Consider the following 23,491-nt stretch of genomic DNA (forward strand, 5'->3'; position numbering starts at 1 on the left):
GATAAGAATGTGATTCGCTTTGGGCTAATGGCGGCGACAAGCGCGACCAGCCAAGGAGAGTAAAGATGTCGATCAGTTTCAAAGCGCCAGAACCGCAGGAACTTCGCCCCCGCATCACCGTCCTTGGCGTCGGTGGCGCCGGCGGCAATGCGGTCAACAACATGATTGCCTCCAAGCTGGAAGGCGTGGAGTTCGTGGTCGCCAACACCGACTCCCAGGCACTGGCCGGATCGAAGGCCGAGCGCCGGGTCCAGCTCGGGGCCCACGTGACGGAAGGCCAGGGCGCCGGCGCCCAGCCCGATATCGGTCGCGCCGCCGCCGAAGAGACGCTCGATGAGATCATGGAGCACCTGCGCGAATCCCACATGGTGTTCATCACCGCCGGCATGGGCGGCGGCACCGGCACCGGTGCGGCTCCGGTCATCGCCCGCGCGGTGCGCGAGGCGGGTATCCTCACTGTCGGCGTGGTCACCAAGCCGTTCGCCTTCGAAGGCGAGCGCCGCATGCGGATCGCCGAAAAGGGGATCGCCGAACTGCAGCAGTTCGTGCACACCCTGATCGTCATCCCCAACCAGAACCTGTTCCGCGTCGCCAACGACCGCACCACCTTCGCCCAGGCCTTCGCCATGGCCGACGACGTGCTGCATGCCGGCGTGCGCGGCGTCACCGACCTGATCGTCTGCCCCGGCCTGATCAACCTCGACTTTGCCGACATCAAGTCGGTGATCACCGAGATGGGCAAGGCGATGATGGGCACCGGCGAGGCCGAGGGCGAAGATCGCGCCCAGAAGGCCGCCGACATGGCCATCTCCAACCCGCTGCTCGACGACGTGTCGATGAAGGGCGCCCGCGGCGTGCTGATCAACATCACCGGCGGTCCCGACCTCGGCCTGTTCGAAGTCGAAGCGGCGGCCAATCGCATCCGCGCCGAAGTCGATTCCGACGCCAACATCATCTTCGGCAATACCATCCTCGACGACATGGAAGGCCGCATCCGCGTCAGCGTGGTCGCGACCGGCATCGAGGCGGCCGAAATGCGGGTGGGCAAGAACATCGAGCAATTCCCGGCCCGCGCCAAGCCGCGTCCGGTCGACATGCTGAAGGCCGCGGCCGCCAGCGTGCAGAAGCCGGTCGCGCCTCCGCCGCCACCTCCGCCGCCGGCCCCGGCGATGTCGGCCAATCAGGTACATCGCCGCATCGAGGACCTCGAAGCCGGCCTTACGCCGACGCCGCATAGCACGGCCGAAGCCATGATCCTCGGCAACAACGATCTGCCGCCGGCCGATTTGCCGCCACCGGCGCCCGAGCCGCTGCCGCAGGCGCGTCCGATGGCCGAAGAGGTCATCCCGGTCCGTCACGAACCCGAACGCAAGCGCCGTGGCATCTTCGGCTGGGGCCGCAAGGAAGAACGGCACGTCGAACCGGCGCCGCACGTCCAGCAGCCGGTTCAGCACCGTCAGCCGGCGCCGCAGCAGCCGCGCGCACTGGCCCAGGCCGAACCGATCCGCCCGGCGCCGCAGCAGCCGGTCGTGCCGCAAGGCTCCGACCTGTTCGGCGATCAAAAGAGCGGCGACCAGTTCGAAATCCCGGCCTTCCTGCGCCGCCAGACGAACTGATCGGTCTCGAATACGCTACAAACAAGGGCGCGTTCTTCGGAGCGCGCCCTTTTTCGTAGGAGATCGCCGATGACCGCCTGCCTGACACCCGGACCAATGCCGCGACCGGTCGTGCTGGAAGGACGAAGTGTCCGCGTCCGGCCCTTGGTGGTCGCCAGCGATGCCGGCCCATTGTTTGACGCCCTCAGCCCCGACCTCGAGCGTACTTATCAGTTCCTGCAGGCCTCGGCGCCATCCGGTTCCGGCGTGTTCGCCAGTCTGCTCGCCGACTGGCAGGCCAACCCCGCCACGCTGCAATTCCTGTTCGAGGACAAAGCCAGCGGCCGCCCGGCCGGGACCGCCAGCTTCATGCGCATCGCGCCCGAGCACCGGGTGCTCGAAGTCGGGTTCGTGGTGATGGCGCCCTGGGCGCAACGCTCGATGCTCGCCACCGAAGCGCATTACCTCCTGGCGCGGCATGTGTTCGAGGATCTCGGCTACCGCCGCTACGAATGGAAATGCGACGACCGCAATCTGCGCTCGAGGAAAGCGGCCGAACGGCTCGGCTTTGTCTATGAGGGCGTGTTCCGCGCCCATATGATCGTCAAAGGCCACAACCGCGACACCGCCTGGTTCGCGATCGTCGATGCCGATTGGCCGGGCGTGAAAGCGGGCTTCGAGCGCTGGCTCGCCCCCAACAACTTCGATGCCGACGGCCGCCAACGCCAAAGCCTCGCCGCCTTGCGCTAAAAAAATGGCCTCCGAAGGAGGCCTTGAAAAGAAGAGACTCTGGAAGCTGGGGCGCCAGCGAGCGCCGCACTCAAGCGGCGAATGACTGGTCACAGTCCGCTTTCTCAACAGACCGCGCAGACAAGCCATCAGCAAGCGCAAGAAGCCGGAAATTTCGCCATTTCCGATTGCGCTCCGGTGCCGCCGCCGTACGCCACTGCCCGCAGGTCTCACGTGGTTATGCACGGACTTACGCCGGTCCTTCGCCAGGCTTGCCCGCAACGCGCACGAGCGCGCATGCAGGTCCTATTATGTCTCGTGAGTGCGAGGCAGGGCTCAGCTACGGCCCGTTCCCGCGTGCTTTGTCGGCGATCCTCTTTTTAAAAACAGCACGCGGAGTGTATAGAACAAAAAGGGAACATGCAAGAGGTTTGTGAGACCCGCAACGTTCTTCAGGGCGCGACGCATTCGTAAATCAATGCCGAATTCCCCAGGTGCCCTAAGCCCGCTTTGCGCCAGAACACGACATTGCACCTTAACTGCGTGCCTAATTTGGCTGCCGCGCCCAACGGATTACTCGCTCCAGGAAGATCACAATCGCGAGGATCAGCAAAGGCAGAACAATCCCAGCGATAAAGATCAGCGTGAGATTTCCGGCTAATTCCGAACCAAGATCACTGTGAGGACCGGCCGCGCAAAACGTCGCCAGACCGGCATATGGATCGCAGTTTGAGAGCAACTTGAAACACAGGAACGCGAGCCAGGTCAGACTAGCCGCCGACCACAGCCACAGAAGTGTCCTTCGTGTCATCACAGATCGATCCCCTGTCGGGTGGTGTCGCGCAACAGTCCAAGTCTATTCCGATCTGAGCCTCACCGGAACGACCGTTCGTGGCGCGTTTCCGCCGTCGCCACGACGTCTGGAAACAGTCCAACTTCGGACCTAGGCCAACCGGCGATTTGGCGCCAATTCCGGTCATCCATTTCGCAGCGCACGGGGTGTAAAGTGGACTGATGAAAAGGACGCACATATTCAGGTTTGGCTTTGCTGTCGTGCTGACATTGTGCACGTTGGCCGCCGCGCGAGCGCAGACCTGGGACAACATAAACGGCACGCCCCCGCCATCATCTGTAGAGAACTGGACCAGAGTGTCAGTCCTTGGCAAAAGGACTATCCTCTACATGATTTTATGGATTTCGCCGCAAAAGTTTGAACGGCAACCATTTGAATGGCACTTGGCGCTGCAAACAGATGAATATCGGCGCGTCCAATCGTTACGCGGCAGTTTTCCTTGCTTAGATCGTGATGCAGCGGCCTCGGAGCTTCACCCGCTGCAAATTTCAGAATTTACGGCGGGAAAAGGTCAGACTGATTGCATATTGAGCAATAAAATCAGTTGCGCATACCTGATTAGGCTGGCTGGGCTTCCGGGCATACGCGGAATAGCAAAAAAGGAAGAACTGGTTCACGACCTCGCCGACGAGATTGGGTGTTCCTAAAGCGCGGGAAGCAGCTTCAACGACTCGCAGGGCAATGTCCGGAGTTGGCCGCGCTTATGCGACCTTGTCGCAAAGTCCCATTCCGGCCCCAAACTCGCCCTTCGAGCTACTTCCGGGTTGCGCCACATCCGGTCATTCGCGTCGATCCATCATCTGACGTAATCTGCGCCTTTCCGCCCACCGCGGCGGGAGGCTTTGATGTTGCCTCGGGGGGAAGCCGATGATCGTGCGATTGTTTCTGTCCGCTGCGTGCGTGATGATGGCATCAGCAAACGCCGAGCAGGTCCATTTCTCGGGCCATACGCGAGCGAATGAGACCTTGCTCCATGACGTTATGCAAAACGTGACGTTGATCAGCAAGGCACGCTTCAAGTGCGAAAGCCCCGATGCCGTCGAAAGCGAGACACTGTCGGACGATTTTGTCATGCCTGAAGTGCAACAGGCCGCGGGTGGCGCAAAGGTCCAATACGAGCGTTGGAAGGTCTCCTTGTGCGGGCATGTCGAGCCATTCGTCGTCGGTTACAGGTCCTCCCCGAATGGCAGAACGATGTTCCTTGTCTCGCAAGGCGATTCGAAAGAGAAACCAAGCGCGCTTCTTGTAATCGAAGACCCCGAAATCCACCGCAACCGGATAGCCGCCGAAAATGGCGATCCGAATGCCCAGTTCGCATTGGGCCTTGCTTACCAGCAAGGAAGCAGCGTTCCAGTCGATTATGCTCAGGCGGCTGATTGGTACGCAAAAGCAGCGGCAGCCGGACATGTCGCCGCCGAAGGCAGACTAGGCGAGTTGTACGAACGCGGGGCCGGTGTGGAAAAGAACCTTGCGAAGGCTGTCGCGTTATTTCGCAAAGCCGCCGAGGGCGGTGATCCGGTTGGACAACTCGATTTGGGTACTGCCTATGTAAACGGCAGCGGCGTGCCTCAAGATTACAACCAAGCACTCGCGTGGTATCAAAAATCGGCGGCACAAAGTAATCCAAAAGCACAGTACGACATCGGCGCGATGTACATGAAGGGCGTCGGCGTCGCAAAGGATTATGCGGTTGCGCTGCAATGGTTTCGAAAGTCTGCGGCTGCGGGCGAGGCGCGAGGGCAGTTCGCGTTGGGCTACATGTACCAGATGGGTTGGGGTGTCGAGCAGGATTATGCTGAGGCAAGGGCGTGGTACGAAAAAGCAGCCGCACAGGGCGATGACATCGCAATCCAGTATCTGGCGCGTTTGAAAGCCTCAGGACATTGACATGGGCCACTGGTGTGGCCCTCAAACAGCTTGGTTTTTACGTCCAGAGTTGGCGCAAGGTCGCCGTCCCGCCAAAGTCTGGAATCGGTGCAACTTCGGACCTAGGCTGGTCGTCCGGCTTGCGCCAGGAACGGCCATTCTAGCGCGACCCCAAAGAGTATAGTTCTGTGGTAACGGCGGGGGATGGCAATGGGACGTAAAGCTCGACACCTACTCATTTGGGCATTGCTAGTGTCGCTGGCCGGATGTGGCTTCTATAACGATGAGGCCCTAACCGCGAAATACAAGCTCGTCGCCGTAGACGCTAGAGAGCAGATGGCGCTGTGTTGGGACGAAGGCGACGGCGTTAGCAGTTTTCTGGCCGGTCCTACGCTGTTTTCGGCGGGATACGACAGGAACTACGTGGTAGCCGCCATTCACCCCAAGGGCGAGAAGGCCGTTACCCAATACTTCTACATCGTTCGTAACCCTAAGTTCGAGGCACGACGTGGGCCAAGTAGCGACGATATTCATGGTCCTTTCAATGCGCAGGAATACTCAAAGGAATCTGCTCGTCTTCGGCTCCCACCGTTTACCCGAACCTTTGATGATCTGAAGTGATGGCAATGACCGTTGCTGGCGCGAGGCCGCCGTCCAGCCAATGTCCGGAAGCCATGGCGCATTCCTGCCGTTGCCGTTTGATAAGGAAACGCAACTTCCGTCCTGATCTCGGTGGAGATCGTGGCTTCCGGCTGACAGCAAATCGGGCGGCCGATCTATCCGGCGCGCGCCGCTTCCGTCAGCGCGTCTTCCAGGGCTTTCACGGCGGCGCGGTTGCCATTCGCCTTTGCGGCGGCATTCCGGATGGTGTCGCGTTTTGCGCCTTCGTGCGCGAAGCGGATAGCGCGGTCCACGTATTCTTCCTGCGATGACGCGATCCCGTCCGTGATCCCGATTTGCCGCAGGAGGCCGGCCGCCAGGCGCTGCCGCAGGAAGGCGCCTTCCAGGGTGACGATCGGCAAACCGCGATGGACGGCCTGCCACGCGGTGGTGTAGCCGGAAAACGCCGGGCAATCCAAATACACGTCCATCGCGTCGAGGAAGCCGGCGAATTCGTCGGGCGCGAGCCACGGCATCACCCGCAAATGCGCGTCGGGATCGAGGCCTTCGGCGCGAAACGCTGCGGCGAGCCGGTCGCGCAATTTTGCCGTGGCCCAGTGGAGTTTCTTCCGCGGCGCCAAGAGCCAGAACTCGCTGGGACCGACAGCCTTGGCAATGCGGGCGATGAGGCCGTCGTCGGCGGGATCGAATTTGATCGGCTGGTGACACAAGGCAAAACGCACCGTGCCGCTTGCGGCAGATGGGGGAGCCCACGGTTTCGCCGATCCGGCGGGCGCCTCCATGCAGACTCCGGTGCCGGGCAGGCGCACGAGCCGTTCGCGATAGTGCCGCTCGGCGTCCGGCCCTTCGAGCAAATCGCCGGACAGAAACACATCGATGGTCGGCAGGCCGGTGGTGACCGGATGGCCCCAACCCGCCGCCTGCACCGGCGCCAGGCGAAGCGCGGCGAGCGTGCAAGCCGTGGGGTCCATGCCGACTTCGGGATAGAAGATCACGTCCGGGGTGTCGTGCTTGATGGCGTCGATCCAAACCCGAACGGATTTCGGCCCGGCAACGAAGCGGCTGACCTGGGCAGCAGCCCACGCGGCTTCGTCCCCTGTCGCGGCTTGCGTGTGATAAAAGAAAATCTCGAACCGCTGACGGTCAAGCTGCGCCACGATCCCGCGCAGGATGACTTCCCAAACGGGATGATGCCGCCGCACTTGTCCGCTGACGATGCCGAGGCGGATTTTATCGCGCCGCACGGCGCAAGGCATTTCCGGATGCCAGTACTCCGCCGCCGCCGCACTGGCGAGATCGCCATAGCGGGAAAGAAGCGCGCCGGTATCGCTCGGCCGGTAAGCCAGATAAAACGGCTGCATGGTTCCGATCGCCTTGCCCAGCTTGCCGGGATTGGCGCGGCTCCAGGTCTCCAACGCCGTGAGGGCCTCAGCGAAGTCTTCCGCCGCACCGGTGCTTTGGCGGACATCCTCGGCGAAGACCGGAATCGCCGCGATGGTCTCGCCGAGTTTCGCTTCGGCAAAATCGGGCTGGATCGCCAGAGCGCGGCGGAACGACTCGGCGGCTTCTTTGGCGTGGCCTTGTTCCATCAGGATCATGCCCAGCGTCTTGTGCGCTTCGGCGTAATCGGGCTTGGCGCGCAAAGCCTCGCGGCACGCCGCCGCCGCCTCGTCCAACTGTTCGGTCCCGATGAGGACGAGCGCGAGATTGCCGTGCGCTTCGGCGAAAGCCGGTTTGATTGCCAGCGCGCGGCGATACGAAGCCGCGGCCTCTTCGAGCTTGCCCTGCAGCCGGAACAGACTGCCGATGTTGTTGTGGACCTCGGCGAAGTTCGGGTTGGCGGCCAGAACCTGCCGGTACGCCGCCATGGCCTCGTCCGGCAATCCTTCCGCCATGAGAACGTTACCGAGACAGAAGAGGGCCTGATGATGGTTCGGCTTCAGTTTCAGGGCTTGCCGGAACGATGCCGCCGCTTCGTCGAGCGAGTTCGCGGCCTGAAGAACGAGGCCGAGATGATAATGCGCGTCGACATGATCCGGCTTGAGCGCCAGCGCCCGGCGATAGGACGCCGCTGCGGCATCCAGCTTGCCTTGCTCCTTCAGAGCGTTGCCGAGATTGTTGTGGAACGACGGAACCTTGTCGTTCTGGCCGATCGCTTTGCCGATCCAGTCGACGGCCGCATCGAACTGCCCGCGCTGAAGCGCAGCCACGCCCAGAAGATGCAAGGCATCGGCATGGCGCGGATCGAGCGCGAGGATGTTGCGGTAAAGCTGCTCCGCATCGTTCAGGCGGCCCGCTTGATGATGGCGCAGCGCCAGAGCGAACATGTCCTGCAGCCGCTTCGGCGGTTGTTCCATTGCGGTACCCTTTCCAAGGCGGGGCGCCCGATCCTAGACGGCCGCCGTCGCCCGCGGCAAGGCGGCGAGGTCCCCGTCGATTTTCTTCCCGAATACGTATTCAGGCGCTCGCGCCGAACCCGACAGCCGCGTAACAATCGGCTCCAAACCGGCACCGCCGAGGGCGGGCCCCTTTCGGGAGGATGGAATGAAGCACGCACTCTTCGCGCTGGCGTTGGCGTTTGCCCTGGTTCCGGCCAAGGCCGATCCGGTGGCGGAGATCGCCTCGCCCGGCAAAGTGCTGGCGGTTCAGATCCAGATCGACGGCGACGGGCGGCCGTCCTATTCGGTGACGCGGGGCGGTAAAGACGTGATCCAGCCGTCGCGGCTCGGCTTCCTTCTCACCGATCAGCCCAAGCTCGAACGCAATTTCAAGCTCGACGGCGTCGAAACCGCCGCCCACGACGACACCTGGGAGCAGCCTTGGGGCGAATGGCGCTTCATCCGCAATCACTACAACGAGCTGCGCGTCCATCTGAAAGAGAAGATCGCGCCGGCGCGCAAACTCGATATCGTGTTCCGCGTCTATGACGACGGTGTCGGCTTCCGCTACGAATTCCCCGAACAGCCGCAGCTCAAGACCGTGAACATCGGCGAGGAGCTGACCGAATTCGCCGTCGCCGATCCGGCCGAGGCGTGGTGGGAAGTCGGCGGCGAATGGAACCGCTACGAGCAGCTTTACCAGCACACCCGTCTCGATCAGGTGAGCCAAGCGCACACGCCGCTGACGATCAAGACCGACAAGGGCCTCTACATCGCGTTCCACGAAGCGGCGCTGGTCGATTATTCCGCGATGTGGCTGCGCCGCGTCGATGGTCAGCGGCTCAAGACGGTGCTGTCGCCGTCGGCGCAGCATGCCGCCAAGGTGCTGCGCACGGCGCCGTTCCCGTCGCCCTGGCGCACGATGATCATCGCCGATAGCGCGCCCGGTCTTTACATGTCGCATCTCGAACTGAACCTCAACGAGCCCGCCAAGGTCGATGTGGCGTGGTTCAAGCCCTACAAATACGCCGGCATCTGGTGGGGCATGCACCTCGGGCTCGAGACCTGGGGTTCGGGGCCGCATCACGGCGCCACCACCGAGAACACCAAGCGCATGATCGATTTCGCCGCCGCCAATGGCTTCAAGGAAGTGCTGGTGGAAGGCTGGAATTATTCGTGGGACGACGACTGGTTCGCCAACGGCCACGATCTTTCCTACACGCGCGCTTATCCCGATTTCGACATCAAGGCGCTGGCGGCCTATGCCAAGGCGAAGGGCGTCAAGATCATCGGCCATCACGAGACGTTCGGAAAGGTCGACAATTACGAAGCCCAGCTTCCCGCCGCGCTCGATCTGCTCGCCGGGCTCGGCTACGACTCGATCAAGACCGGCTATGTCGCCGATGCGGGCGGTCTGCGTGTCAAAGGCGCCGACGGCAAGACCTATTACGAATATCACGACAGCCAAGCCTCGGCGGTGCATCACTTGAAGGTGGTCACCGAAGCGGCCGGGCGCCATATCGGCGTCGTCGATCACGAGCCGATCAAGGACACCGGCCTGCGCCGCACCTATCCCAACTGGGTGTCGCGCGAAGGCGCCCGCGGCCAGGAATACAATGCCTGGGGCAATCCGCCCAATCCGCCGAACCATGAATCCTTGCTGGTCTTCACCCGCATGCTGGCCGGTCCGTTCGATTTCACGCCGGGCGTCTTGAGCCTTACCGGCCAGAAAGGCCAGAAGATCCGGAACACGGTCACGCACCAGCTCGCCGACTACATCGTGCTCTACAGCCCGGTGCAGATGGTCGCCGATTTGCCGGAGAACTATGCCAAGTATCCGGGGCCGTTCCAGTTCATCAAGGACGTGCCGACCGACTGGCAGGATACCCGCGTGCTCGCGGGCGAGCCGGGCCAATTCGCCGTGATCGCGCGCAAGGATCGCAATTCCGCCAACTGGTATCTCGGCGCCGTCGGCGACGACACCAAGCGCACGCTGACGGTGAAGCTCGATTTCCTCGACAACAAGCATCGCTGGGTCGCCGAGACCTATCTCGACGCCAAGGATGCCGATTGGGACACCAACCCGCACGCCATCGATATTGGAAAGCGCGCGGTGAAGCCGGGCGAGACGCTGACGCTGAATCTCGCCCGCGGCGGCGGCGCCGCGATCCGCTTTGTGGCGAAGTGAGCACACCTGTCATCCCCGGCTGAGCAAGCGTCAGCGCAGCGAAGGGAAGGGGACCCAGGTGTTGAAGCGAGCTGTACGCTGACGATGTGATGCAGTTTTGCTCGGGTGTCGGCGCCATTCCGTTATCGGCACCTGGGTCCCCTTCCCCTGCGCCGCTACGCGGCTTCGGCCGGGGATGACAGAATTTTGGAGAGGGAACATGTCCAACCGCGCACTTCTTCTTGCCACCGCTCTCGCCTTTTCTCTCGCGCCGTTCGCCTCCGCCGATGTCGTCCATCCCGGCTGGGCCAGGAACGCGACCATTTATGAAGTGAATGTGCGCCAGTATTCGCCCGACAGCGCGCTTTCGGCGGTGACCAAGGATCTGCCGCGGCTGAAGACCATGGGCATCGACATCGTCTGGCTGATGCCGATCCATCCCATCGGCAAGGAGCACAGGAAAGGCCCGCTCGGCAGCTACTATTCGGTCGCCGACTACAAGGCGGTCAATCCCGAGTTCGGCACCATGGACGATCTCAAGACGCTGGTCGCGCGCGCCCACGGCCTCGGCATGAAGGTCATCCTCGATTGGGTGCCCAATCACACCGCCTGGGACAATCCCTGGGTCAAAGACCATCCCGAGTGGTACCTGAAGGACGAGACCGGCAAGATCGGGCCGGTGACGTTCGGCTCCGGCGCCGACAAGCAGGTGTGGGAAGACGTCGTCGGCCTCGATTACAAAGTGCCGGCGTTGCGCGCGGCGATGATCGACGCCATGGCGTTCTGGATCAAAACCGCCGACGTCGACGGCTTCCGTGAGGACGTCGCCACCAACGTGCCGGTCGATTTCTGGAACGAAGCGCGGCGCGAGTTGGACAAGATCAAGCCGGTGTTCATGCTGGCCGAGTCCGACAAGCCGGAGCTGCAGCAAGACGCCTTCGATATGACTTATGGCTGGGATTTCTACCATGTCCTGGTCAAATCGGCGAAAACCGGCGATGCCGACGTCTTGCGCGATTTCTTCGCTCATCCGCCCAAGACCTATCCGGCGGGCTCGTATCGGATGGAGTTCACCTCCGATCATGACGAGAATTCCTGGGCCGGGTCCGATACCGAGCTCTACGGCAAGGCGTTCAAGCCGTATGCGGTGATCGCCGCCACCGTGCCCGGCATGCCACTGGTTTATTCGGGGCAGGAGTCCGGCCTCGACAAGCGGCTCAAATTCTTCGAGAAGGACCCGATCGCCTGGAAGAACTATCCGCTGGCGGATTTTTATCGCGGCCTGCTGACGCTCAAGCACGACACGCCGGCGCTCTGGAACGACAACGCCGCGATGGACGTGCTCGATCCGCACAATGCGCACGTCTTCGCCTTCCGGCGCGCGAAGGACGGTCACAGCGTGACGGTGACGGTGAATCTTTCGGACAAGGTGCAGGTGGTGAAAGGCGCGGGTCTGAAACCCGGTGCGCTCAAGCCGTATGCCTGGACGATCTCTCTAAAAGAGGCGTCTACCCGAAAATCAGCGCGCTGAGGATCAGGCCCATCACGGCGATGGTGGCGACCGACAGGAGCGGGCGGGCATGGTCGACGGACCAGGACACCGCGGCGCCGCGGCGGCCGTTGCGTTCCTCGAGCTCCATCGCCAGCCAGTCTTCGGTCTCGGCGGCGGTGCAAACGATACTGGTCGCGTGTTCCTGGGACATGCTGGCCTCCACAGCGCCAGAGTGACCGCGGGGTCGTTAGCGTAGGGTTAGCATTGCCGGGGAAATTGTGCGCGTTCCGGCATTTGCCGCCGACCGTTGCCGGAAAGCCGCGCCGCCGGCGCGAACCGACGCGCGGTTCGCTCTAGCCTTGTCCGGCCTCGGGGTTGCGGGACCACAGCCGCTGGGTCACCGCTTCGCGCTCTTTCGCCAGCGTTTTGATGGCCGCCGCATGCGACTTGAAGCGGGCGGCATCGCGGGTGCCGTAGAACGCCATGTCGAAGCCATGGGCGTACCAGCCGGACTTGGCGGCGGCCAGATCGTCGAGCATGCGGGTGTACTCGGCGATCAGGTCGGCATCGATCTGGCGCAAGCGGGCACTGTCGGCTTCGGCGCTGTCGGCGAGCGCAGCAACAGCCGCTTGTCTCGCCGCCGAGGTCGTGTGCAGCGCGGCGAGTGCGGTCCGGAACTTGGCCGCGGCGGCGGTATCGCGGTCGCGGCAGGACTGCTCGACGGCTTGCGTCTGTTTCAGCTTTTCGCGGGCGCGCTCGAGCCCCTTTTGCGATCCGAGACTGACGGGGCGCATGAATTTCGGAAAGCCGACCTGATCCAGTTCGGCCTGACAGGCGTTGGCGTTCATAATCACCTGGGCGGCGTAGTCGTTCTCCAGCATCCGCGGCGATTGCCAGCGCGTATCGTCGACCCAATCGAAACCGGCTTTGCGCGCGAGCTGCGGACCGAAATTGACCAGGATCACCGCCAGCAGCAGGACCGGCAGGAGATTGAAGCCTTGCCACACACGGCTGTTGCGCTGGAGCGCCGCGCAAACGCCATAGGTCAAACCCCATACGATGAAGCAAATCGCGATTTCGGCGCCCCAGAGATACATCTGCGGCGCCCGCCCGGCGGGGCCAACGGCACGGCCAAGATCTTCAAGTTCGAGACGATAAAACCATGTGCCGTAAACCGTCGCGGCGACGACGATCGCCATGACGATGACGGAAAGCCATTTATTGCGGTGTTCTTCCACGGCACATCCCCCCGACCGTTTGGAAATCCATTAATGGCAGGAATAGCCGTACTGGCAAGCGGCGGCGTTACGGTAACATCCTGGTATCATCCGTGATGTGACGGCGTCTTTGACGCTTGTATGATCCGGCTTCCGCCACGAGAATGCTCCGCCATGAGCTTCAGACACACGATTGCCAAGGAAGTCGCCTGCGAGGGCATCGCCCTGCACGCCGGCACTCAGGTCCGCATGATCCTGGCTCCCGCCGCGGCGGGATCCGGCGTGGTGTTCCGGCGGATGGATTTGGGCGGTCTCGAGGTTCCGGCCCGCTATGATTGCGTCACCGAAACGACCCTCGGCACCACACTCGAAAGCGGGCGGGCGTCGGTCGCGGTCGTCGAGCACCTGATGGCGGCGGTAGCCGGCGCCGGGATCGACGATCTGGTGGTCGAGGTCGACGGCCCCGAGCCGCCGGTGCTGGATGGCGACGCCCTGTCGTTCCTCGATCTGCTCGACGCCGCCGGGGTGCGGGAGCTCGAGACACCCCGCCAGGCGGTGAAGGTCCTGCGCCGCGTGGAAGTGACGCACAAGGAGGCGCACTGCGCCCTGGTCCCGGCGCCGACCCTGCAATTCACCTTCGAGATCGCGTTCGCCTCGGCGGCGATCGGCCGGCAGCATTTCGCGTTCGAGTGGTCGCCTGCGGCATTCCGGCACGAGATCGCTCCGGCCCGCACTTTCGGCGACATCGCCCAGCTCGAGGCCCTCAAGAAGATGGACCGCGGTCATGGCGCCTCGCTGCACAACACCCTGGCGATCGACGGCGACAAGGTTTTGAACGCCGATATCATGCGTTTTCCGGACGAGTTCGTGCGCCACAAGCTCCTGGACGCCGTGGGCGATCTCAGTCTGGCCGGGGCGCCGCTGATCGCCCGCTTCGAAGGCGTCAAGTCCGGCCACGCGCTCAATAACGCGTTGCTCCGGGCGCTTTATTCCGACCCCGCCAATTACCGGATCGTTCCCGCGTAGTTTGGGATCGCCGCGCTCGCGGATGGAAATCCAGAGGCCCTTTTCCGGCAGGCGCTTCAAATTACGGCGCTGTAACCCCGGCCCCATGCTAACCGGTTAATACAAAGGCGGTTTTGCCCTCTGGACCTTGCGTCGTTCCGGATGCGATAAGGCGTCCCGCATGCCCGTTTCTGGGCGCCTGAACTGGAACGCTTGTCCATGCAGCTTCTGTCGCGCGGTTTGGCCGCTGTGCTCGTCATCGGCGTCGGCATGTCCCTGTCGGGCTGCGCCTGGATCGATCGTCAGACCGGCAAGGAAGAGCAGCGCGACGCCGACTATCAGGAACGGCCGATCGAGCAGATCTACGCCGATGCCTGGAAGAAGCTGCGCAACAACGACTGGGCCGATGCCGCCAAGCAGTTCGCCGAAGTCGAGCGTCAGCATCCCTATTCGGTGTGGGCGCGCCGCGCCTCGCTGATGAGCGCCTACTGCTACTATCAGGCCAACAAATACACCGACGCGGTGTCCGCCGCCGACAACTACATCTCGCTGCATCCCGGTTCGAAGGAAGTGGCGTATGCCTTCTACCTGAAGGCGGTGTCGCTCTATGAGCAGATCGTCGACGTCGAGCGCGACCAGACCAACACCGAACAGGCGCTCGTTGCCCTGCAGGACGTGGTGCAGCGTTTCCCCGATACCGAATACGCCCGCGACGCCACCCTGAAGATCGACCTGACGCTGGATCACCTTGCCGGCAAGCAGATGGAAGTCGGCCGCTATTATCTTCATCGCGGCGACTACATCGGCGCCATCAACCGCTTCCGCGTCGTGGTCGAACAGTATCAGCGCACCACCCAGATCGCCGAAGCCCTGGAGCGGCTGACCGAGGCCTATTACGCCCTCGGCCTCACCCGCGAAGCCCAGACCGCCGCCGCCATCCTCGGCCACAACTATCCCGGCAGCCCCTGGTACGAGGACGCCTACAACCTGCTTCAGAAAAAGCATCTGAAGCCGGAAGAGGACAAGGGCTCGTGGATTTCGCGGGCGTTCAACCACATTCTGTAAAAAGCGACGGATTTCCTGCCTCCTCCGCGGAGGAGGAAAGAACGCTTGATCCTTCCCTTCTTCTGGTCACTATTCGTTCCGAAAGATTCTGGGTGAACGCGCGATGCTCGCTGCCCTTAGCGTGCGCGACATTGTCCTCATCGAAGCGGCGCGGCTGGAGTTCGCGGCCGGCCTTAACGTGCTGACCGGCGAGACCGGCGCCGGCAAATCGATCCTGCTCGATGCGCTGGGACTGGCGGCCGGCGGGCGCGGCGGCGGCCGGGCGAGCGTGCGTCCCGGCAGCAGCCAGGGCTCGGCCACGGCCCTGTTCGAGCCGCCCAAGAAGCACCCTTCGCGCGGGCTGCTGGCCGACCAATCCATTCCCTGCGACGGCGAGATCGTGTTGCGCCGGACGCTGTCGGCCGACGGGCGCACCCGCGCCTACGTCAACGACGAACCGGTGGGCGTGACCTTCCTCAAGGACCTCGGCGCCGCCCTGCTCGAAGTGCATGGCCAGTCCGACGATCGCGGCCTGTTCGACAATGCCACCCATCGGGCGCTGCTCGACGCTTTCGGCGGCCACGAGGCGCTGGCCGAAGAAGTGGCGAGCCTGTTCGCCGCTTACGACACCGCCCGCATCGCGGCGGACGATCTGAAGCGTGCCCAGGCGGCCGCGGCGGCCGATGCCGATTACATCCGCCAAGCGGTGGAGGAACTTTCCGCGCTCGATCCCGAACCGGGCGAAGAGGAAACCCTCGCCTCCGAACGAGCGCTGTTGATGAACGCCGCCCGCATTGCCGAGGATATTTCCGCCGCGTCCGATCTTCTTTCCGGCGAGCGCGGTGCGGAGAGTGCGCTGGCCGGCGCCTTGAAGCGGCTGAGCCGCATGAGCGAGGAAGCGCGCCAAGCCGCCTCCGCCGCCGAGACGGTGCTGGAGCAGGCGTTTGCGCTGGCCGAAGAAGGCCGCCGCGAACTCGACGCCCTGCTGTCGCGGCTCGAAGTCGATGCCGGCGCGCTGGAGAAAAAGGAAGAGCGGCTGTTCGCGCTGCGCGCCGCGGCGCGCAAATACTCGGTCAAGCCGGATGGCCTGCCGGTGGTGCTGGCGGATTTCCGTGACAAGCTCGATGCGCTCGATCTTTCCGGCGGCAAGCTGAAAGAGGCCGAAGCCGCCGCGCTGCATGCCCGCGCCCAGTTCATGGCCAGCGCGATGCGTCTTTCGGATGCGCGGCATGCCGCGGCGAGGGATCTCGAAAAGGCGGTGGAAAGCGAATTGAAGCCGCTGAAACTCGGCCATGCCCGGTTCCGCGTCGCCTTCGTCGAATGCGATCCCACCGCGCAAGGCTTGGAGCGGGTGGCGTTCGAAGTGGCGACCGTCGAAGGCGCGCCGTTCGGACCGCTGACCAAGATCGCGTCGGGCGGCGAACTGGCGCGCTTTTCGCTCGCCATCAAGGTGGCGCTGGCCGAAGCGGCGCCGCCGGCCGCGCTGGTGTTCGACGAAGTCGATCGCGGTGTCGGCGGTGCGGTCGCCGATGCGGTGGGATTGCGATTGCAGAAGCTGTCGCAGACGACGCAAGTGCTGCTCGTCACCCACAGTCCGCAAGTCGCCGCCCGCGCCGAACGTCATTTCCGCATCAGCCGCAAGGGTTCCAAGACCACCATCGAACAGCTCGACGGCGAGGAACGGCTTGAAGAAGTCGCGCGCATGTTGTCCGGTGCCGAGGTGACGGCCGAAGCGCGCGCCGCCGCCAAACGTTTGATCGCCGAAGCGGCGCCGAAGAAACCGCGGAAAAGCCGGGTATGACGAAGAAGAAAGACACTGCACCGGCCCGCGATCTGTTCGCCGCGGCCACGACCACGGCCGCCGTCGACAAATTGACGGAAAAGGAAGCCGCCGCCGAACTCGAACGGCTGGCGGGCGAAATTGCCGAGCACGACCGGCGCTATCACGGCGAAGACGCGCCGACGATTTCCGATGCCGAATATGATGCCTTGCGTTTGCGCAACGCCGCCATCGAGGCGCGCTTTCCCAAGCTGATCCGTCCCGACAGCCCCAGCCATCGCGTCGGCGCCAAGGCGAGCGAGAAGTTCGCCAAAGTCGTGCATGCCAAGCCGATGCTGTCGCTCGACAACGCGTTTGCCGACGACGACGTCACCGATTTCGTCGCCCGCATCCGCCGCTTTCTCGGGCTTTCCGACGACGTGCCGCTGACCTTCACCTGCGAGCCCAAGATCGACGGGTTGTCCGCGTCGCTGCGCTACGAGAACGGCGTCTTCGTGCAAGGCGCGACCCGCGGCGACGGCAGCGAAGGCGAAGACATCACCGCCAATCTTCGCACCATCAAGGACATCCCGCTGCGCCTCAAAGGCAAAGCGCCGGCGGTGCTGGAAGTGCGCGGCGAGGTCTATATGACCCATAAGGAATTCGCCGCGCTCAATGCGCGCCAGGAAAAAGACGGCAAACCGCTGTATGCCAATCCGCGCAACTCGGCGGCGGGTTCGGTGCGCCAGCTCGATCCCGCGATCACCGCGGCGCGGGCGCTGAACTTTTTCGCTTATGCCTGGGGCGAGGCATCGGAGATGCCGGCCGATACGCAATCGGGCATGCTGGCGGCGTTCAAGAAATTCGGCTTCGTGGTCAATCCGCTGATCCGCCAGGCTTCGACCGTGGAGGAGATTCTCGCGTTCTATCGCGAAATCGGCGAGAAGCGTGCCGGCCTCAGCTACGATATCGACGGCGTCGTCTACAAGATCGACAGCCTCGAACTGCAGCAGCGTCTTGGCTTCGTGTCGCGTAGCCCGCGCTGGGCCATTGCCCACAAATTCCCCGCCGAGCAGGCCGAAACGATAGTCGAGGATATCGACATCCAGGTCGGGCGCACCGGTAAGCTGACGCCGGTGGCGAAGCTGAAGCCGGTCACGGTCGGCGGCGTGGTGGTGTCGAACGCGACGCTGCACAATCAGGACTACATCGCCAAGCTCGATGTGCGGATCGGCGACACCGTCGTGATCCAGCGCGCCGGCGACGTCATTCCGCAAGTCGTGCGTGTGATCGAGGACAGGCGGCCCAAGACGTCGAAGCCGTACAAGTTCCCCGAGAAGTGCCCGGTGTGCGGCAGCCATGCCGTGCGCGAGGTGGACGAGAAGACCGGCAAGGAAGACGTCGACCGCCGCTGCACCGGCGGCCTCATCTGTCCGGCCCAGGCGGTGGAACGTTTGCGCCATTTCGTCAGCCGCGATTGTTTCGATATCGAAGGCATGGGCGAAAAGGCGACCCAGTCCTTTTTCGAAGACGGCCTCATCAAAGAACCGGCCGATATCTTCCATCTCGCCAAGAAACACGCCGAGGCGCTGCTCGAACGCGAAGGCTGGGGCGAACAAAGCGTCAAGAAACTGTTCGACGCCATCGAAGCGCGGCGCCAGATTCCGCTCGACCGCTTCGTCAACGCGCTCGGCATCCGCCATGTCGGCGAGACCACGGCAAAACTTTTGGCGCGCCATTTCCATACGCTGGAAGCGTTGCGCACTGCGATGGCGGGCGAGAATGCGGTCGCCGAACTCACCCAGATCGAAGGCATCGGCGAAACCGTCGCCGAGGCGATCAAGGACTTCTTCGACGAACCGCATAACATCAAGGCGCTCGATCGCTTGGCGAAGGAAGTGACGCCGCTGGAAGTCGCCGCGCCCGCGGCGTCCGGTTCACCGGTCGCAGGCAAGACGGTGGTGTTCACCGGCAGTCTCGAAAAGATGACCCGTCACGAAGCCAAGGCGCGGGCCGAAGCGCTCGGCGCCAAGGTCGCCAGTTCGGTGTCGAAGAAAACCGACATCGTCATCGCCGGCCCCGGCGCCGGCTCCAAGCTCGCCGAGGCGCAGAAACACGGCGTCGAAGTGCTCGACGAAGACGCCTGGCTGAGGCTGATCGGCGGATGAGCATCATCGCCATCGATTTCGAAACCGCCAACGAGCAGCGCGCCTCGGCCTGCTCGGTGGGGCTCGCCTGGATCGACGGCGGCGCGGTGACCCGCGTCGAGGAGCGCTTGATCCGCCCGCGCGAGATGCGGTTTTCCGGCTTCAATATCGGCATTCACGGCATTCATCCCGAAGACGTCGAGGATGCGCCCGAGTTTCCCGAAGTGATGGAGGAATTCGCCGCCGATTTCGCCGGCGCCGTCATGATCGCCCACAACGCCGCCTTCGATATGAGCGTGTGGCGCGCCTCGCTCGATCTTTACGGCACGACCTATCCGAGTTTCGATTATCTCTGCACCGTGAAGATGGCGCGCAAGGTCTGGCCCGATCTGTCGTCGCACAAGCTCAACGACCTCGGCCGGCATTTGTGCATCAGCTTCAACCACCACAACGCGGCCGAAGATGCGCGCGTTTGCGGCGAGGTGGCGCTGGCGGTTGCTGCCGATCTCGGCGCCTCCGGCATCGAAGCGGTTCCGGCCTTGATCGACATGATCCCCGGCAAAATCTACGCCGGCGGCTATCAGCCCTGTTCGTGCGGCGGCACGTCGTGGCGGCGGCGTCCTAGAGTGCGGTCAGAGCGGTAAACTGCGGCTCGCCCCAGTCGTAATCCGCTGACGCGCGCCGTCAGTTGCGGCCGTCGACGATCTGCTCAGCCTCGCGCAATGCTTGGCGATAGCCCTCGGATTCTTCTGTTGCCAGGAACGGGGCCGATGGCGGCTGATAGGAACCGTCCTTCACGTCCCAGCGCGTCACGGTACACAGGTCGCTGAAGAATTCGTGGCCGCCGGGGCAGGCGCCGACGCATTCGCGCGTTTTCACCGGGTGGCACGACAGGATCAGCACGATCCGGGGCGTTTGACCGGGAGCGGTGCGCCGCGATTGTTCGATGTCCATCGTCTTGTCGGCATCGATCGCGATCGGGCAATCGGGCGTGCCGGCACACTTGTCGTCGCGCCGCATCACCACAATGCCGGCCAGCGGCCGCGTGCCGATCTGCTCTTTCCCGCTTTGGAGGCGCTGCATTGTCGTGATGGTCGCTTGGTAGAGGTTCCGCATGCCTTTGGGGCCGTTATGGCCGGCGACGAGGTAATAGCCGCCGATCACGACGGCCAGCGGCAGGCCGAGGTTGACGATGCGGAACGTCATTCCGTGGCGCAGCGTGTTGTAGTCGATCCAGAACCCCTTCTGGCTGCCAGGGTCGTAATGCGCCGCGGCAAGCACGACGCGGAGAACGATTTTCAGAACCAGATACAGCGCGATCCACGCCAGCAGCGCGAACCCGAACAGCGTGTTTTCGGAATAGTATTCCATCGTGCCCCCCGGAACGTGGTGAAACCTACACCGTCCAGTTCACCGCGCTTTCGTCCATTTCGACCGGCACCACGTCGTGCTTTTCCAGCACCGGCATGAAAATTCCCGACAGCGTATTCGTCCACGCGGCGCCGCCGTAGAATTCGTTGGTCATTTTGGTGCGCGACGCCGCGTCGGGAAAGCCGCGCATCCAGAAGACTTTCTGTTCGTCTTCGGTCGAGGCCCATGGTCCGGCGCACTTGACGCCGATGCGCTTCAGTTCGGCGAAGGTCGGTCCCTTCAGCGCTTCGAGAATGGCGGCGCGGTGGCCGCGCTTGATGGTGTAGGTGCGCAGTTCGACGATCATGGGCTTCCCCTAGCTGAGCGCGACCGGAAAAGTGTGCAGCGGTTTTCCGATCAGTCGCGCGACAATTAAAGAAGTGCATTGGCGAGAATGGGCAGGCTGCGGTCCATGCGGTAATCGACCGAGGAATGATTGTCGGGAAATTCCTCGTAAATGTGCGGCACGCCGAGCGCATCGAGCCGCTTGTGCATCCGCCGGGCGCCGTAGACGAGATTGTACTGGTCCTCGTCGCCGCAATCGAGATAGAGCGCCTTCAAGCGCTTCAAGCCTTCGCCGTGGGTTTCGACCAGCGTCAGCGGATCCCATTTGACGAAATTGGCCCAGCGTTCGGGAATGATCTCGCAAGTGTCGATCGTCACCGGCAGGCGCACGCCCATGAAGGCATCCGGATCGGGATCGTAGGTGGCGCACATGGCGAGATCCATCAGCACATGCACGTCGCCGTCTTTCACTTTCACCGCGGTGGCGGCGAAAAAGGCTTCCAGCCATTTTTGGATGGAATTCTCGGTCTTGGCGATCGCCCGCAAAACCTTCGGCCAGTCGCTTGCGAACAGCAGTTCGAACGCCTTGTCGCCGGAATGATCGGCCGCCGCCGACCAGAAATCGGGATGCAGCAGCGCATGCACCATGGCGCCGTAGCCGCCCGAGCTTTTGCCGAAACAGCCGCGCCGCCCGGCACCGCCGCAGGAAAATTCGCGTTCGACCAGCGGCACCATTTCCGAGAGCAGGAAATCGTCCCAGCGGCCCAGCGCTGCGGAGTTGATATACTGATTGCCGCCGAGCTTGGTGTAGCAATCGGGCAGGGCGACCACCACCGGCGGCATGGCGCCGGTCGCGATCAGCCGGTCGAGCCGTTCCGGCAAATTCTCGCCGAAGTTTTTCCAGTTGGTGTGCGACGGCCCGCCGCCGGTGAAGCCGACGAGATCGACCAGGAGCGGCAAGCCGCGCCCGTCGTGATCCGCCGGCACATAAACATCGATGCGCCGCTCGGTCGGTTCGCCGATCAGATTGCCCTGCAGCACCGTGCTTTCGAGCCACAGCGCCGAGACGGTGCCGCGGGGAAACGCCTCGCGCCGCATCAGATCGCCCTCGTGGCGGCCGCCAGCCACGCCTTGGTGTCGTCATCGACGAGCGGCGACAGCACCTCGCGCACGCGCGCATGATAGGCGTTGAGCCAAGCCTTCTCCGCCTCGGTCATCAGCGCGGGTTCGATCAGGCGGGTGTCGATCGGGGCCAGCGTGATGGTTTCGAATTCCATCATCCTGCGATCGCCTGGGTTGGCGCAAAGCTGCACCACGACAAGGTTCTCGATGCGGATGCCGTATTCGCCCGCCTTGTAGTAGCCGGGCTCGTTGGAGATCACCATGCCGGGCTTCAAGGCCTGCGGGATCGGGCGCTTGGAAATGTTCTGCGGGCCTTCATGGACCGACAGATAGGCGCCGACGCCGTGGCCGGTGCCGTGATCGTAATCGAGCCCTGCGTCCCACAACGGCCGCCGCGCGAAGCTGTCGAGCTGCACCCCCGCCGTGCCTTCGGGGAACTTGGCGGTGGCGAGCGCGATATGGCCCTTCAAGACGCGGGTGAAGCGGTCCTTCATCTCCGCGCTCGGGGTGCCGACGATAATGGTGCGGGTGATGTCGGTGGTGCCGTCGGGATACTGGCCGCCGGAATCGATCAGATAGATCTCGTTCATCTTGATCGGCAGGTTCGACGACTGCGTCACATGATAGTGCGGGATCGCCGCGTGTTCCGATGCCGCCGAAATCGAATCGAACGACAGATCGGTGAGGTATTCCGACGTACTGCGGAACGCCTCCAACTGCTGCGCCGCCTTGATCTCGTCGAGTCCGCCTTTGGGCGCCTCGGCATCGAGCCAGCACAGGAACTTCGCCATGGCGATACCGTCGCGCAGGTGCGCCTTGCGCATGCCTTCGATCTCGACCGAGTTCTTGCACGCCTTGGCGAGCTGGCAGGGATCGGCCATCCGCTTGACGGTGGCGCCGGCTTTTTCGAGCCGCGCGAAGATCGCCGCCGCGGCGGTGTTGGGATCGGCCGCGACGGTTTTGCCTTTCAGGGTGTCGAGCACCGGCGCGAATTCCGCGGGCGTATGGCGGCGCACGCTGTTGCCGAGATGGGCGATCAGCTCCGGCGAAGTCTTCTTCTCGTCGATGAACCAGTCGGCGGTGCCGTCGCTGTGCAGGATCGCGAAGCTGAGCGCGAACGGGGTGTGCGGAACGTCGTCGCCGCGGATGTTGAACAGCCAGGCGATCGAATCCGGCATGGTCTGCACCAGCGCATCGGTGCCTTTGGCTTTGATCTCTTCGGCGATGCGGGTGCGCTTTTTCTCCGAGGTCTCGCCGGCCATGTTGAACGGCTGCACGATGGCCTTGGCGGTCGGCGGCTCGGGCTGATCGGCCCACACCGCATCGATCGGATTGGTGCTGCAGGCGACGAGGGTTGCCCCGGCTTTCTCGACGCTCGCGGTCAAGGACTCGATGGCGCTCGCGGTATGCAGCCAGGGATCGAAGCCGATCTTGGCGCTCTTGGGTGCGTTCTGCTCCAGCCACGCGCCGGGGCCTTCGGCGATCAGATCGTGCGGTTCGATCAAATCAAGATCGACCTGGCCCCGCACCATCAAGGTGTAGCGGCCGTCGACGAAGATCGCCGCCTTGTCCTTCAGCACCACCGCGATGCCGGCCGAGCCGGTGAAGGCGGTGAGCCATGCGAGGCGCTCGGCGTGCTTGGGCACGTATTCGCCTTGGTGCTCGTCGGAGCGCGGCACCAGAAAGCCGTCGAGCCCGCGGCGGGCGAGTTCCTCGCGCAGGAGTTTCAAATGCGGCGCACAGGTCGCCGGATCGGAGATTTCGTCGAACGACTGGAAGATCTTTTTCATGGCGCGGCAGG

General features: G+C 63.4%; 18 protein-coding genes. 11 read left to right on the forward strand and 7 right to left on the reverse strand.

Features of this window, described 5'->3' with window-relative positions:
* Positions 1-65: 65 nt before the first annotated feature.
* From ftsZ to FHS84_RS09300, 4 genes are all read left to right on the forward strand, one after another.
* Positions 66-1,616 (forward strand): cell division protein FtsZ, encoded by a 1,551-nt coding sequence (ftsZ, locus tag FHS84_RS09285; RefSeq protein WP_166933309.1) that lies wholly within the window; start codon positions 66-68, stop codon positions 1,614-1,616.
* 69 nt (positions 1,617-1,685) lie between these two features.
* Positions 1,686-2,345, forward strand: a complete 660-nt coding sequence (locus FHS84_RS09290; protein WP_166933311.1) for a GNAT family N-acetyltransferase — start codon at positions 1,686-1,688, stop codon at positions 2,343-2,345.
* A gap of 1,699 nt (positions 2,346-4,044) precedes the next feature.
* Positions 4,045-5,064 carry a tetratricopeptide repeat protein gene (locus FHS84_RS09295; protein ID WP_166933313.1) on the forward strand — a complete coding sequence of 340 codons (1,020 nt, stop codon included), beginning with the start codon at positions 4,045-4,047 and terminating at the stop codon, positions 5,062-5,064.
* 189 nt (positions 5,065-5,253) lie between these two features.
* On the forward strand, positions 5,254-5,664 hold the full coding sequence (locus FHS84_RS09300; RefSeq protein ID WP_166933315.1) for a hypothetical protein: 411 nt from the start codon (positions 5,254-5,256) through the stop codon (positions 5,662-5,664).
* 155 nt (positions 5,665-5,819) lie between these two features.
* Here the strand turns inward: FHS84_RS09300 and FHS84_RS09305 are convergent, their stop codons facing one another.
* The gene (locus tag FHS84_RS09305) at positions 5,820-8,021 is read right to left on the reverse strand and encodes a tetratricopeptide repeat protein (RefSeq protein WP_166933317.1); all 2,202 of its coding nucleotides are present in this window, start codon (positions 8,019-8,021) and stop codon (positions 5,820-5,822) included.
* Between the two features lie 187 nt (positions 8,022-8,208).
* On the opposite strand from FHS84_RS09305, the gene FHS84_RS09310 reads away from it, so the two are divergent.
* Together FHS84_RS09310 and FHS84_RS09315 are read left to right on the forward strand one after the other, a co-directional pair.
* A complete protein-coding gene (locus tag FHS84_RS09310; RefSeq protein ID WP_166933319.1) occupies positions 8,209-10,230 on the forward strand; it encodes a glycoside hydrolase family 97 protein in 2,022 nt (673 codons plus the stop codon).
* Positions 10,231-10,429: 199 nt separating this feature from the next.
* Positions 10,430-11,740, forward strand: a complete 1,311-nt coding sequence (locus FHS84_RS09315) for an alpha-amylase family glycosyl hydrolase (protein ID WP_166933321.1) — start codon at positions 10,430-10,432, stop codon at positions 11,738-11,740.
* Here FHS84_RS09315 and FHS84_RS09320 read toward each other — a convergent pair.
* Together FHS84_RS09320 and FHS84_RS09325 are read right to left on the reverse strand one after the other, a co-directional pair.
* A complete protein-coding gene (locus FHS84_RS09320; RefSeq protein WP_166933323.1) occupies positions 11,718-11,912 on the reverse strand; it encodes a hypothetical protein in 195 nt (64 codons plus the stop codon). The two genes, FHS84_RS09315 and FHS84_RS09320, sit on opposite strands and share 23 nt — an antisense overlap.
* Positions 11,913-12,054: 142 nt before the next feature.
* Positions 12,055-12,939, reverse strand: coding sequence for a hypothetical protein (locus FHS84_RS09325; protein ID WP_166933325.1), 885 nt, complete (start codon positions 12,937-12,939; stop codon positions 12,055-12,057).
* A 153-nt stretch (positions 12,940-13,092) separates the two neighbouring features.
* On the opposite strand from FHS84_RS09325, the gene lpxC reads away from it, so the two are divergent.
* The 5 genes from lpxC (at position 13,093) to FHS84_RS09350 (ending at position 19,517) form a co-directional block, all read left to right on the forward strand.
* Positions 13,093-13,944: a UDP-3-O-acyl-N-acetylglucosamine deacetylase gene (lpxC, locus tag FHS84_RS09330; RefSeq protein WP_166933327.1), complete on the forward strand. Its 852-nt coding sequence runs from the start codon at positions 13,093-13,095 to the stop codon at positions 13,942-13,944.
* A 198-nt stretch (positions 13,945-14,142) separates the two neighbouring features.
* Entirely contained in the window at positions 14,143-14,988 is an 846-nt protein-coding gene (locus FHS84_RS09335; protein WP_166933329.1) for an outer membrane protein assembly factor BamD, read from the forward strand.
* A gap of 103 nt (positions 14,989-15,091) precedes the next feature.
* Entirely contained in the window at positions 15,092-16,768 is a 1,677-nt protein-coding gene (gene recN / locus FHS84_RS09340; RefSeq protein WP_166933331.1) for a DNA repair protein RecN, read from the forward strand.
* Positions 16,765-18,894, forward strand: a complete 2,130-nt coding sequence (gene ligA, locus FHS84_RS09345) for an NAD-dependent DNA ligase LigA (protein WP_166933333.1) — start codon at positions 16,765-16,767, stop codon at positions 18,892-18,894. The genes recN and ligA overlap by 4 nt, the downstream gene beginning before the upstream one ends.
* Positions 18,891-19,517 carry a 3'-5' exonuclease gene (locus tag FHS84_RS09350; protein WP_166933335.1) on the forward strand — a complete coding sequence of 209 codons (627 nt, stop codon included), beginning with the start codon at positions 18,891-18,893 and terminating at the stop codon, positions 19,515-19,517. The genes ligA and FHS84_RS09350 overlap by 4 nt, the downstream gene beginning before the upstream one ends.
* Positions 19,518-19,557: 40 nt before the next feature.
* Here the strand turns inward: FHS84_RS09350 and FHS84_RS09355 are convergent, their stop codons facing one another.
* From FHS84_RS09355 to FHS84_RS09370, 4 genes are all read right to left on the reverse strand, one after another.
* A complete protein-coding gene (locus FHS84_RS09355) occupies positions 19,558-20,244 on the reverse strand; it encodes a hypothetical protein (protein WP_166933337.1) in 687 nt (228 codons plus the stop codon).
* Between the two features lie 25 nt (positions 20,245-20,269).
* Positions 20,270-20,590: an NIPSNAP family protein gene (locus FHS84_RS09360; RefSeq protein ID WP_166933339.1), complete on the reverse strand. Its 321-nt coding sequence runs from the start codon at positions 20,588-20,590 to the stop codon at positions 20,270-20,272.
* A gap of 65 nt (positions 20,591-20,655) precedes the next feature.
* Positions 20,656-21,696, reverse strand: a complete 1,041-nt coding sequence (locus FHS84_RS09365) for an alpha/beta hydrolase-fold protein (protein ID WP_208393780.1) — start codon at positions 21,694-21,696, stop codon at positions 20,656-20,658.
* Positions 21,666-23,480, reverse strand: coding sequence for an aminopeptidase P family protein (locus tag FHS84_RS09370; RefSeq protein WP_166933341.1), 1,815 nt, complete (start codon positions 23,478-23,480; stop codon positions 21,666-21,668). The genes FHS84_RS09365 and FHS84_RS09370 overlap by 31 nt, the downstream gene beginning before the upstream one ends.
* Positions 23,481-23,491: the final 11 nt, after the last annotated feature.

It is taken from the genome of Rhizomicrobium electricum, from assembly GCF_011762045.1.
Taxonomy (GTDB): domain Bacteria; phylum Pseudomonadota; class Alphaproteobacteria; order Micropepsales; family Micropepsaceae; genus Rhizomicrobium; species Rhizomicrobium electricum.